12 protein-coding genes are annotated in these 12501 nt (G+C 49.2%); 8 read left to right on the top strand and 4 right to left on the bottom strand.

Going from position 1 to position 12501, the window contains the following annotated elements; translation table 11 throughout:
- Positions 1-148 precede the first annotated feature (148 nt).
- The 3 genes from AC3ZPD_RS07680 (at position 149) to AC3ZPD_RS07670 (ending at position 4494) form a co-directional block, all read left to right on the top strand.
- Positions 149-1864: a glycosyltransferase 87 family protein gene (locus AC3ZPD_RS07680; RefSeq protein WP_490983691.1), complete on the top strand. Its 1716-nt coding sequence runs from the start codon at positions 149-151 to the stop codon at positions 1862-1864.
- 243 nt (positions 1865-2107) lie between these two features.
- Positions 2108-3337 carry a hypothetical protein gene (locus AC3ZPD_RS07675; RefSeq protein WP_490983690.1) on the top strand — a complete coding sequence of 410 codons (1230 nt, stop codon included), beginning with the start codon at positions 2108-2110 and terminating at the stop codon, positions 3335-3337.
- Positions 3338-3483: 146 nt separating this feature from the next.
- Positions 3484-4494 carry an asparaginase gene (locus tag AC3ZPD_RS07670; RefSeq protein ID WP_490983689.1) on the top strand — a complete coding sequence of 337 codons (1011 nt, stop codon included), beginning with the start codon at positions 3484-3486 and terminating at the stop codon, positions 4492-4494.
- Between the two features lie 86 nt (positions 4495-4580).
- Here AC3ZPD_RS07670 and AC3ZPD_RS07665 read toward each other — a convergent pair whose 3' ends face one another.
- Together AC3ZPD_RS07665 and greA are read right to left on the bottom strand one after the other, a co-directional pair.
- Complete coding sequence (locus AC3ZPD_RS07665) at positions 4581-4739, bottom strand: hypothetical protein (RefSeq protein ID WP_490983688.1); 159 nt, start codon at positions 4737-4739, stop codon at positions 4581-4583.
- Between the two features lie 142 nt (positions 4740-4881).
- Positions 4882-5361: a transcription elongation factor GreA gene (gene greA / locus AC3ZPD_RS07660; RefSeq protein ID WP_490983687.1), complete on the bottom strand. Its 480-nt coding sequence runs from the start codon at positions 5359-5361 to the stop codon at positions 4882-4884.
- Between the two features lie 205 nt (positions 5362-5566).
- Here greA and AC3ZPD_RS07655 point away from each other — a divergent pair, with 205 nt between their 5' ends.
- The gene (locus tag AC3ZPD_RS07655) at positions 5567-5935 is read left to right on the top strand and encodes a DUF423 domain-containing protein (RefSeq protein ID WP_490983686.1); all 369 of its coding nucleotides are present in this window, start codon (positions 5567-5569) and stop codon (positions 5933-5935) included.
- Between the two features lie 56 nt (positions 5936-5991).
- On the opposite strand, the gene AC3ZPD_RS07650 is transcribed toward AC3ZPD_RS07655, so the two are convergent.
- Positions 5992-6297, bottom strand: a complete 306-nt coding sequence (locus AC3ZPD_RS07650) for a DUF6509 family protein (protein ID WP_490983685.1) — start codon at positions 6295-6297, stop codon at positions 5992-5994.
- Positions 6298-6442: 145 nt separating this feature from the next.
- Here AC3ZPD_RS07650 and AC3ZPD_RS07645 point away from each other — a divergent pair, with 145 nt between their 5' ends.
- From AC3ZPD_RS07645 to AC3ZPD_RS07630, 4 genes are all read left to right on the top strand, one after another.
- Positions 6443-6955: a hypothetical protein gene (locus AC3ZPD_RS07645; protein WP_490983684.1), complete on the top strand. Its 513-nt coding sequence runs from the start codon at positions 6443-6445 to the stop codon at positions 6953-6955.
- Between the two features lie 447 nt (positions 6956-7402).
- The gene (locus tag AC3ZPD_RS07640) at positions 7403-8326 is read left to right on the top strand and encodes an ABC transporter permease (RefSeq protein ID WP_490983683.1); all 924 of its coding nucleotides are present in this window, start codon (positions 7403-7405) and stop codon (positions 8324-8326) included.
- A 24-nt stretch (positions 8327-8350) separates the two neighbouring features.
- The gene (locus tag AC3ZPD_RS07635; protein WP_490983682.1) at positions 8351-9250 is read left to right on the top strand and encodes a carbohydrate ABC transporter permease; all 900 of its coding nucleotides are present in this window, start codon (positions 8351-8353) and stop codon (positions 9248-9250) included.
- Between the two features lie 56 nt (positions 9251-9306).
- Positions 9307-11031, top strand: coding sequence for an extracellular solute-binding protein (locus tag AC3ZPD_RS07630; protein ID WP_490983681.1), 1725 nt, complete (start codon positions 9307-9309; stop codon positions 11029-11031).
- Positions 11032-11198: 167 nt separating this feature from the next.
- On the opposite strand, the gene AC3ZPD_RS07625 is transcribed toward AC3ZPD_RS07630, so the two are convergent.
- Positions 11199-12311, bottom strand: coding sequence for a GntR family transcriptional regulator (locus AC3ZPD_RS07625; RefSeq protein ID WP_490983680.1), 1113 nt, complete (start codon positions 12309-12311; stop codon positions 11199-11201).
- Between the last annotated feature and the right edge of the window lie 190 nt (positions 12312-12501).

Below are 12501 nucleotides of genomic sequence, written 5' to 3'. Positions count from 1 at the left end.
TGGCGTTTTGGTTTAATAGCCAATTTTCGCAAGTTTTTGAAAGTATTCGAATGTTGTAAAGGGGAACTAAGCGGCTTTCAGGTGCCTTTAAGAAATACCCGTTATAATGCTTTAAATCAATTATTTATATAGAAAGAGGCGTTGCCTTTTGCCTGCTGCATTAAACTCAGCTAAACTCCACAAAACACTAATCCTTATATTTCTTATATCCATGGCGCTCTGCATTGCTTCGCTCTGGCGGTATTCCAGCACTCACGCTCCGGATACGGCAGGAAGCCGTGCCGGCTCGCAGCAAGAGAGCTGGCAGCATGGCGGACCGCGCGATCCGCAAAGCGGAGACGGCTTTGCGGGCATGGCGCCCGGCCTGGGACGTTTCGGCGGCCGCCATAATCCGTCCGGCGGAGACGGCTCCTTCGCCGGAAGAGGCGGCGCTTTGCAGCCGGGCGGCGGCAGCGGCTTCGGCGGCTTCGCGAGCGGATATGGCCGCTCCTCACGTGTAGCGCTGGCCGAGCCGATTTCGCTGGCCGCGTACGCCGCGCTGTTTGCCGCGCTGGTGGTCTGGGGCTGGAAACGGCTCCGCCGCCGCGGCACCTCGTTGCTTCGTCCGGCTGACGAAGCAGAACCCCAAGCCTGCGGCGTTAACCGCCGCCGCAGGCTCGGCATCCTCTGGCTGATGCTCGGCACGGCTCTGCTGCTGCGGATCGCCATCGCCCCATGGACGGCCGGGCATGCCGGGGACATGAATTATTTTCGCAAGTGGGCAGCTTCGGCGGCCCTGGATTTCACCGGTTTTTACGTCAACGGATCCGCGGATTATCCGCCGCTGCTGATTTATTTCCTCTACCTTATCGGAAAAGCAGCCAGTCTGCCGGGAATGGAAATCTTTTTTAATACGATGATCAAGCTGCCGTCCCTGATCGCCGATGTGCTGACCGGGTATCTGCTCTATCGTCTGGCATCCAAATATTTGCCGTTTACGGCCGCTCTTATTCTGGCGGGCCTCTACGTAGGCAACCCGGCCGTGCTGCTGGACTCGGCATTCTGGGGACAGGTGGATTCCTTCTTCACCTTGTTCATCGTGCTCGCCGTGCTGCTCATCATGGAAGGCCGCCTGACCTGGTCGGCATCCGTGTTTGCCGCAGCGGTGATGATGAAGCCGCAGGGGATTATTTTTACCCCGGTGCTGTTCTTTGAATGGGTCCGACTGCGGAGCATCAAAAAGGCTCTTGCCGGCCTACTGGCGGCGATTGCGGCAGCCGTGCTTCTCATTCTGCCCTTCTCATCCGGCCAGGAGCCGCTGTGGATCATCAAGCTGTTCATAGGCACTATTGACGAATATCCGTACGCTTCGCTTAATGCCGACAATTTCTTCAGCTTGATCGGTGCGAACCACAAGGATAGCGCGTCCACCTTCCTCGTGTTCAGCTACCATACCTGGGGTTTTATTTTTATCGTGCTGACGACCGCCTTCTCCTGGCTGATCTATTGGAAAATGCGGACCCGCGAGGCTGCTTTCCTTGCCGCTTTATTCCAGATCGCCGGCGTGTTCACCTTCTCCACCAGCATGCATGAACGTTACCTGTTCCCGGGCATCGCGCTGGCCTGCGCGGCTTATGTTTTCTTTAAAGATAAACGGCTGCTCTGGATCACGGCGGGCTTCAGCTTTACGGTTTTTGCCAATACGTATTCGGTGCTTTACGGAGCCACGGGCCGCTATGGCACTCCAAGCTATACCTATTCGCTGATGTTCGTTTCCCTGGTGAACGTGCTGCTGGTCCTTTGGCTGGCCGTGGTGATGTGGCAGCTGGCTTCGGTGCCGGGCCAGTTTAACAAACCGGATTGGAGTAAAGCCGAACAAACTTAGATTTTTTTAAAACCGCTCGAAAACGTCCGGAGCTCTGCTTCCCGATTTCGGGCGGTTTATGATTTCCAACTACTTTTGCGCGATTCCCTTCTACGATATCCTCCTGGATGAAAGTCCCGAAAACTTTCAGCGTATTTTCAGTTTGATTTAAGCTGAACTTAAGTTTCTTTTCATCTTGGCTGCCGATGAGAAGTTAGGACTTCCGGAAGTCTTATCCTAAGAAATAAAGCGAGGCGATCATCCATGTCAATAAATATCCAGCCGTATGGCTCTTCGGTTTGGAATTACGGTTATTCACAAATGGACGGTAACGGGACTGACAACACCCGCGGCCCATCCAAACATCGTTCTGCCGACACTGTCGACTTTAGCCAGCAGCTGCTGGACATCCTGCGATCCTCCCAAAGTGCAGCCGGCGCGGGCCAGGCATCTTCCGGCGGCAACTCCGGCGCAGGATCAGGCGACCCGAATTTATCATCCGATCAGAAAAAGCAGTTCCTGCTCTATCTCCAAAACCAGGTCAGCGGACAGCATTCCTCAGGTAGCGCGGATGACACAAGCAGCTCTCCGGATAACTTGCTTTCTTCCCTTTCCGGCCTCATGAACGGTTTTGATTCCTCAACTGCAACGGACGACCAAATTGACGAACTGTTTGGAAAGGTCACAGAGACGCTGGATAACTCCGCCCCCTCCAACCCTTACAACCAGAAAAACGTGACTCTCCGGACTCTGCCCGCTCCTTCCAGGCAGAACCAGGATCTTACCGGTCAACTGGATTCGGCTGCAAAAGCTTTAACTTCGGATCAGAAAAAAGAGGTATTGACCGGTATCCAAAGCCTGCTGGCCGGCTTACAAGACTCGTCGGCTTCGAAAGGGAATGATGCACTGGAGAACGTTTCGCATGGTTCCGGATCGGACTCCGCTTCAGACGACGATTCCGCAGATAAGGATCTGGTTTCTGAGCTTACGTCCGACTTAAATGGAATCGATTTGTCCTCTGCAGGAGAAGACGAAATCTCTACGGTGTTCGATCAGGTTGTTCAACAGCTGCAGAACGCTCTTTCTACACCTCCGGCTCCTCCTAAGGGGGATGGATCCGAATCGGATACGGAAGACCCGGAGGATCCGAGCGGGACTGTCATCGATTTGAGCGCTTTGCCGCTCGGGCTGCAGAACATGGGCAGCATAACTCCTCCTTTTTTATGGAATCTGGGCAGCGCCCAAGCTGAAAATGGGGACAGCACTGACAACCCGCCCGGAGAAGGTCATACCGGGACGGCCGACCTTTCTTCGCTCACCGATCATGACAAAAAAGAGCTTTTGACGAGGCTGCAAAACGCCTTTAACTTCTTTGGGAAGCTGTCGGACAGCGCTGAAGATGCTGCCCAGCAGGCTTCGGGTGATCCATTTTCACAGCTGTTTGGCGAAGTGACGTCCATCTTTAGCCCGTATCTCCCCGTTTCCCGGACATAACTGGAAGCTCTTCCGGGAAAAGACGGATCGCGGAGGGTATAAGCCCATTTATTCGCCGCCTGTTTCATAGTAAAATACAAATCAGCGGACGCCCTTTTAGCGTTAAGGGGCGTCTTATTTTGTTCCACATGGGGAGAACGTCTGAAATGAAAACCATTTTATTTATTAATACCGGCGGAACGATCTCTTCGTCCTACCAGGAGAACGGGCTCACGCCGACGCAAAGCGCGGACAATATTCTGGAGCAGATTCCGGAACTCCGCCAAATCTGCCGGATTGACGCCATTGATCTGATGAGCATGGACAGCACCAACACCCAGCCGGAGGATTGGGCCGCCATTGCCCGGCTTGTGCATGAATCGCTGCAAAAATATGACGGCATCGTTATCGCCCACGGCACCGATACGATGGCCTACACCTCTTCCGCTCTGAGCTTTATGCTGGGAAGCGTGGACAAACCCGTCGTCCTGACCGGCTCCCAGGTCTCCATCCTGGCTGAACATACCGATTCGAAGAAAAACGTGATCGATTCCTTCATCACCGCCTGCGGTGAACGTCCCGGCGTATTTGTCGTATTCAACGGCAAAATCATTAACGGCAGCCGGGCGTCGAAGGTCAGAACGCGCAGCTACAATGCTTTTGACAGCATTAATCACCCTTACATCGGCACCGTGGTGAATGGACAGCTGATTTATAATCCCGATTTGCCGCAAAGGGAAAAACAAGACTTTCCGTACAACGACAACTACTGCTCGGAGGTTTTTCTGCTCAGGCTGATTCCGGGCACTAATCCGCATATCTTTGATGCGATCCGTTCCCTCGGGTACAAAGGGATTGTGATTGAAGGTTTCGGGCTGGGCGGCGTACCGTTCAAGGAACGCAGCCTCATCAATAAAATCGAAGAGCTGATGCGGGAGGGCATGACGATTGTCGTGACGACGCAGTGCCCGTACGAGGGCGGAGACTTGACGATTTACGAGGTAGGCCAGCGGGTGCTGGAGAAGGGCGTTATTCCCGGCTACGATATGACGACGGAAGCGCTTGTAACGAAAATGATGTGGGCGCTGGGCCTAACCCATAACCCTTCCGAAGTAGCTAAAATCATGGATACGAATTATGTCGATGAATTCAGTAAACCGGCTGAGCCGCTGGTGTAAGTTATACCTGAATAACCGAATCCAACACTAAAAGACGCCCCGAAAGGGCGCCTTTTTTTACAAGCTGCAACCCGTACCAACCAAACTTAGGTTCTTTTGACCTTGTCCGGTCCTTCTGTTACCTTGTCAGGTTTTGATGTATATTGGGCGGGGGCCGGCAGGATCGGATGCTCATGGATACGGGTATCCTCATATACGGTTTCCGGATTTCCATCCGTTTCAATTGGTTTTCGGTCATTCGGCATGGTTATTCTCCTCCTTTTCCTGCATAGAATGCCCCATTTTTCCTTTGCGAATGCAGACCGGAAAATGCGCCAATAAAACTAAAAAAGACTGCCCGTAATGAATCCGGCAGCCTAAATTTCGTTTTCCGTATAGCGATGTTCTTTAAACTCCCTGCTTGATATCCAAAATTTTGTACTTAATGATACCGATTGGAGCTTCCACTTCCACCATGTCTCCAACCTTGTGTCCGATCAACGTTTTGCCCAGAGGGCTTTCGTAGGAAATTTTGTTGTTAGCTACGTCCGCTTCCGCAGGTCCGACAATCTGATATTCAATCCGCTCATCAAATTCGAGGTCGTTCAGCACCGCAACGGAGCCTATTGCGACCACGTCGGTGCCTTGGCTCTCTACCACTTTTGCCTTTCGCAGAATGTTCGTAATGGTCAAAATTCGAGTCTCCATAAACGCTTGGTCGTCTTTGGCCGAGTGGTATTCACTGTTCTCTTTCAAGTCCCCATAGCTGAGCGCGATTTTGATCCGTTCCGCAAGCTCTCTGCGCCCGGCCGTCTTAAGCTCCTCAAGTTCTTGCTCCAGTTTGGCTACGCCTTCCGGGGTTAAAATGACTTCGTCTTCATTCGGCATGGTTAACGATCTCCTAGCTTATGTTTATTTGGCCATTCCTATGTGTTTCTATGTCTCTAAGTAATGTTATGCATATTATACCATTTTAGGACGGGTTGTACTCGTTAAATTCGTTTTTCCTCCTCCTTTTTAGGTCGAAGGGAGTACGATTTGACGGCTGATGCCTGCCGGTTTTAGTATGACTGATGGGAGGTGTTCCAAAAAAATGAACGGATTATTGGCTTTAGGAGGCATCGCCATGTTTCTGGCAGTTGCCCTTGGCGCGTTCGGCGCTCATGCTTTAAAGGATAGATTATCCGAGGACCAGTCAAAAACTTATCAAACCGGCGTCCAGTATCAAATCGCGCATGGCCTCGGGCTGCTGCTGCTCGGCACGTTTGGCAAACAGCTGGATCATGTTTCGCTGGTTGTTTGGGCAGGCGGCCTTATGACGGCCGGCATCGTTTTATTTTCGGGCAGCCTTTATGCGCTTAGTCTCAGCGGGATTCGCAAGTTAGGCGCGATTACGCCGCTCGGCGGACTGCTGTTCCTCGCATCCTGGGTGCTTGTCGTTCTTGCTGCCGTACAGGGCTAACACAGCAAAAAAGCTCCGCCCGGTCGCCGGTGCGGAGCTTTTCTTCTTTTACAGACTTATTCTTCTACCGGTATATGCGTCTTGCAGTACTCGGCTAGCTCGGCTTCTTCTTCATCCTCAAGATCGAACTCCAGGAGTTTATCCGTCCCCCGCTCGACCAGATCGTAAGTCACCATGCTGATTTCGCCGTTATCGTCTTTCACGATGACACGGGCATAAACGCCGTTTACTGTATATAGATCGTCATCCTCCGGAATATCCAGATTGATTCTGAATTCGTATCTTTTGCCGGACAATATGCCAAAAGGGTCTTTGACAAACTCCGCTGTATAATCCTTAACGGTCAGCATACGATTAGCCATCCTCTTTTCCTCTATAATTTCGTCCTTTATTCTACCACACTCGGTCTGCAGACCGATATGTTTTACACTCCGGGGAATGAAGACAACCCAAAATCCCCATGTTATGCTGAAAACAGCTAAAAACCTCGTTAAGGAGTGAGTCCTTTTGAAAGTTGACCGCAGTGCCTTTTTAGGCCCGATTCTGGTGCTTCTAGGCATCTTCATGCTCATTAAGGGAGAAATCCATTGGACGACCGGCTCAACGTTCGCTTATTTCTGGCCAACTTTGTTTGTTCTTCCCGTTGCTGTATTTTTCCACTGGCTGTACTTCTCTATTCTGCAGCGCCGCGGAGTCGGCGTACTCGTGCCGGGCGGCGTGCTGCTGGTAGTGACCCTCGTCTGCCAGATCGCCATGCTGTTCGACAATTGGGATGTGATGTGGCCGGGTTTCCTGCTGGCTCCTGCCGCCGGATTATTTGAACTGTACTGGTTCGGAAACCGCAATAAATGGCTGCTGATTCCAATCAATATTTTGACCGTGCTGTCCCTGTTGTTCTTTGCCGTTTTCTCCATCGGCTCCCTGATTGGAAGCCTGGCCGGAGGGCAGCCGATCATCGCGGCCGTCCTGGTCATCGCGGGCTGTCTGATGATGTTTTTCCGCAAAGGCAAAGCGATGTAAGATCAGGGGAGGAAATCGTCCCTCTCTGCTTAATGCGAAAAAGGGGTGTCCCAAAAGTAAACTTTGGGACACCCCTTTTTCAGCGCGCCGATATGATATATATAAGCAAAATGAAAACGGGACGGAATACACACGATTATTATATCATAACAATGTAAAACTAGGCGGATAAAATAAAAAAAATGATAAAATATCGTTTATCGATAAAATCGCAGTTCTTCGCTATTGACAAACAACCCAATAAACCTATACTTTAATATAACAAATGAGATTGCAAATTTAATATGGAACATAGTTAGAAAACTAAATTTTTTTCGAAGGAAATGAAAACGCTGTCAGGCCCTTTGCGATAGCAAAGATGTACTTTTTCCAAACAAATATATACCTTTATCTGTCCTGCAGCACACTGTCATTAGGTATTTTGAATAAATAAATGGGGGTATGCAAATGGTTGGTTTTAAAAGGCTGCTGAATCAACAGGGTTTCAGATTGTTTCTTATGTCTTCGCCGCTGCTGATCCTGGTGTTTGTATTTTCCTACATGCCGCTTTATGGATGGATCTACAGTTTTTATGATTACAAAGCGGGCAGGGATTTGTTTTCCACTGATTTTGTCGGGCTTAAAAATTTTAAAATGATGTTTACAGACCATTATGCGGTAACCAATATTTTACGCGTCATGAAAAACACGCTCGGAATGAGCTTTCTGGGCATCGTGACCTCTGTCTTTCCCATGATCTTCGCCATACTCCTTTCAGAGATAAAAAACTTGCGATTCAGAAAAACCATTCAGACTTTGGTAACCATCCCCAATTTCATTAGCTGGGTTCTGGTTTACTCCATTGCTTATGCCATGTTTTCTACCAATGACGGCCTTATAAACCGGATATTGATCAATAACGGAATCCGGGATGAAGGCATTAATTTTCTCGCATCCGGCAATCATGTATGGCTTACCATGCTGGGCTATGGAATATGGAAGGGTCTGGGCTGGGGCGCAATTATATACATTGCCACATTGACCAATATTGACGCCGAACAGTATGAAGCAGCCCGGATTGACGGGGCAGGCCGGATAAAAATGACTTGGCATATCACGATTCCAGGCTTGCTGCCAACCTTTTTTGTTCTTTTGTTGCTGTCGATCGGCAACCTGCTGAATAACGGGATGGAGCAATATTTTGTGTTCCAAAATGCCATGAATAAAGACTCCATCGAGGTTTTGGACCTTTATGTCTACAATCAGGGAATGGTGGGGTACGATTATTCTTTCGCTACCGCAGTTGGCATGCTGAAATCGGTAGTCAGCGTCATGCTGCTGTTCTTTGCAAACTTCCTGTCGAAGATCACAAGAGGAGAATCCGTCATGTAATCCTAATTGAAAGGAATGAATGATTTGAAATACAAATTAACAACGGGTGATTATGTTTTCAATTCTATCAATTATGTAATTTTGACGTTGTTTACTCTAACTTGTGTGATCCCGTTTTATTACCTCTTCATCAATACGATCAGCGATAATACGCTGGTGACAAAAGGTCTTATTGTCTGGCTGCCCAAAGGGATTCATTTTGCAAACTACATTCAAATCCTCAAAATCGACGGGCTGTTCAATTCGGTTTTGGTTTCAGTCGGAAGAACGGTTTTGGGAACGGTGCTGACTTTGGTAGGCACGACGTTTCTGGGCTATGCCTTTAGCAGGCCCGAATTCTGGAAAAGAAAGATATGGTACCGTTTTGTCCTGATTACCATGTATTTTAATGCAGGAATTATACCGTGGTATATCAATATGAAAAACCTGGGGCTTTTGAATAACTTTTTAGCCTACATCATCCCGTCTATCGTAGCTCCGTTTTCCCTGATTTTGTTTAAAACCTATGTGGAGAGCATTCCCTCGTCCTTGGAGGAATCGGCGGATATGGACGGAGCAGGCTATATGACCAAATATGCGCGGCTGATCATACCGTTGTCCAAGCCGATTGTCGCAACCCTGGCTGTGTTTTCCGCAGTAGGCCAGTGGAATTCATTTACCGATACGCTGTTTTTAATGACGGATCCGAAATATTATTCCTTGCAGTATATGCTGTATCAGTATTTGAATGAGTCCAACGCGCTGGCAGACTCGCTGAGACAAGCGGCGGCGGCCGGTTCACAGGTAAACCTGGCCACGGTTTTAACGCCGACGGGCGTAAAAATGACGATATCGATGGTCGTCGTTATCCCTATTTTATGTGTCTATCCATTTTTGCAAAAGTACTTTGTAAACGGTATCATGCTCGGAGCTGTTAAAGGATAACAACATATGTAATTCCCTATTTGGGAAATACAAATAAAATTTCAGGGGGTACTTAGATGATGCGGAGAAAAGTTTTGGCCTTTTTGCTTGCGGGTGTGATGCTGACCACCTTGGCGGCTTGCAGCGGCAATGCACCAAATAATGCCAATAGCTCGGGTTCGCCGGGTGCAAGCACTGCAAGTACAAACAGTTCCAAGGACAATGTTGAACTGACCGTGTTAAGCTTGCCGGGCAATGAATCGGGCGTAGCGACGGGCTGGTGGGCGGAGGAGGTTAAAAAAGCTACAGGCGTAACGCTGAACTTTTTGCCTACCGGTGATCAGGGCGAACAGAAGCTGCAGGCGATGATGGCGAGCGGAAGTCTTCCGGATATCGTTGTATTCAAGGATTATAAGCAGGTGCAAAATGCAGTGGATGCTAATATGCTCGCCGCATACGATGACTATAAGGACCTTGTCCCGAATCTTTATGCAAATGCAGCAACTTCCTTGAAGTATTACGCGGATAACTTGAGCGGAGGAAAGGGCAAATCTTACGGCGTTGGCACAAAGATCAAGACAGATCCTGAAACAAAAGGAGATAGCGGCCCGTTTATCCGGTATGATCTGTATAAAAAAGTCGGCGCTCCGCCAGTCAATACGCTCGATGACCTGCTTGCCGTGTTGAAGAAGATGCAGGATGCGGAACCCACGAATGCCGACGGACAGAAGGTTTACGGCTTGTCCATCTGGAAGGACTGGGACCAGTCTTATATGACCATGGGGATGTTCGCAGCGCCTTATATGGGCAGTAAAATTCCCGATGAAAAATCTCTGGTAGAAATTCATGACGTCAGTGGAGAGTCTAAGGTTGAATCCATCCTGAGTGACGACAGCGCTTATATGAACTTCTTGCATTTCCTCTATCAAGCCAATCAAATGGGGCTGCTGGACCCTGATTCCATTACGCAGCGTTTTGACGATGCCGTTGCAAAAACAACTGCAGGCCGAGTATTGTTTGCTCTTGACGGCTGGGGCACCAGCGATTTCTCTACTGTGGAAAGACAAAATCAAGGCATCGGGTTTATGCCGCTTCCGCTTGGTTACACAAGAACGCGTACGGCCTTGCAGCCGGTAGGTGTTCCGTGGACGATGTCTGTGAGCGCGTCTTCCAAAAATATTGAAAAAGCCATGGAATTTGTCAACTGGAATTATTCATTCGATGCTGCACGCACTACGGAAAATGGTCCAAAGGGCGTTACTTGGGATATCGATGCCAACGGCAAACCTGCTTTGACGCAAAAATATTTTGATATCCAGCAGCATCCTGACGATGTGTTTGCTGACGGCAAAACCTATGCGAAGGGGGCTTCACCGCTGAATGCGCTTGCCTTCTGGGGCTCCAGCATCAACCCGGAAGACGGCGCTGCGGTAGGGAATGTATTTTGGGACAAATCGCCTTTTGCCCCTGCTGATACCAAGCTCAGACTCGAGTGGCAAGCCGACTATGGAGCTTATGATATGAACAGCTATCTTACTAAGAACGCAGATAAAACACAAACGGAGACAGTAGCAACCTATCCTACGCTAAGCGACGATATGGTGGTTCTTTCCTCAAGAGTCGGGGATGTTATCAAGACCAACTCCTGGAAGATGGTGCTTGCCAAAAACGATGCCGAATATAATGAGCTCAAGGATAAAATGATCTCCGATGCGGATAAAATAGGGATCAACGATTTTGTGAAATGGTATACGGATGAGTACAAGAAGGCGGAGGAATTAGCAGCCGAGTATTCAAAATAATCACGTCACTCTTGTAAATGAAAAGGAGAGCCTGGCCGCTAAAGTGATCGCCGAGGGGCATGGATGAATTTCCGCACCTCGGCTTTCAAAAACAGCGGCCAGGCTTTTTCTGTTCGCAACGATTGACAGCACTTCGCTCCTAATTGCACCTCGTTCCTAATCTTTCGCTAGCCGTTCGCCGGCCCGGTGGATGCCCTTGGCACGAGGCGCACGGGCACCGTCTTGGAGACGGGCTTCGGATCGCCACTCAAAATGAGATCGGCGATCTCCTCGCCGATGGCGGCAAAATTTTGGTCGACCGTCGTAATTTGTGCACTGCCGGTTACAGCCCATTCGCTATTGTCAAACCCCGTAATGTTCATTTGCGCGGGAACCTGGATGGACAGACTCCGGCAGCACATGTAGACATTAAAGGCCACCTCGTCGTTTTCGCATTCGATCGCGGTAACCCCCGATTTATAAAGGACGTTGACGACATGCTTGAGCATATGGTAGTCGGAACTCAGGCCGATTTTCAGAAACTCCGGATTGACCTCCATTCCTCGGTCCTTCATGCACTGCGAGAAGCCTCTGAAGCGGTCGGACAAACTGGGCACTTCACTGACCGGTATCCCTGACAGATAAGCGATGTTGTGATGACCGTAGTCGATCAGATGGCTGGTCAACTGATAGCTTCCCTCGAAATTATCGCAGACTACGCTGCTCAAATAGCTGATATCGTGCGGTTTATCAAGAATGATGACGCTTGTTCCGTCATCCGTAAATTTTTTTAAAATATCGAGATACATTTCTTTTCCCTTAGGATACCAAATCAGGGTTTCAACATGCTGCGAATACAAGTGGAGCAGCAAACTTCTCATCTTTCGGTCGTCCGGCTCGCAGATGTGGACGGCAAGATGATAGTCATGGTTCTCGAGCCGTTTGGTCGCCGCTTCGACGATGCGGAAGATGCCTCCCTGGAACATGGCGAATGGAAGAATCAGGGGTACTGTTTTGCCCGCCGTTCGAACTTCTGCGGAATGGATCCCGCTTGGGGAGGGAGATTCTCCAGGCTCCGGACGGCGTACAAAACTGCCTACTCCGCGTTTACGGTAAAGCACACCTTCATTCTCCAAATCGTCAATCGCCCGTTTGGAGGTAATGCGGCTGACACCGTATTGCTCTGACAGACTCTTCTCGGTGCAGATCGGCTCGTCATAGGAAAACTGTTGATTTTCGATCCGGGAGAGAATCTCATCTTTTATGATTTGATATAATAATTTGTTCGTTTGTTTTGGCATGTTTATCTCCGATATTGTATTTTTTATTGTTTTTTTGCTGGTGCAGCTACTCTTTGAAATATCCTAAGTATAACATTTTGTCAAACATGTGCCTACTGTTGATCTTATGCGCATAAGTTTATGCCGGGAAATTGGCGGATAGATAGCGAATATGGCCCCCCGCAAACTTCTTTAATAAAGTGAATTGTAT

Source organism: Paenibacillus mobilis (genome assembly GCF_058267595.1).
Note: the sequence above shows the minus strand (reverse complement) of the source record. Positions and strands in the feature narration are given on the sequence as shown.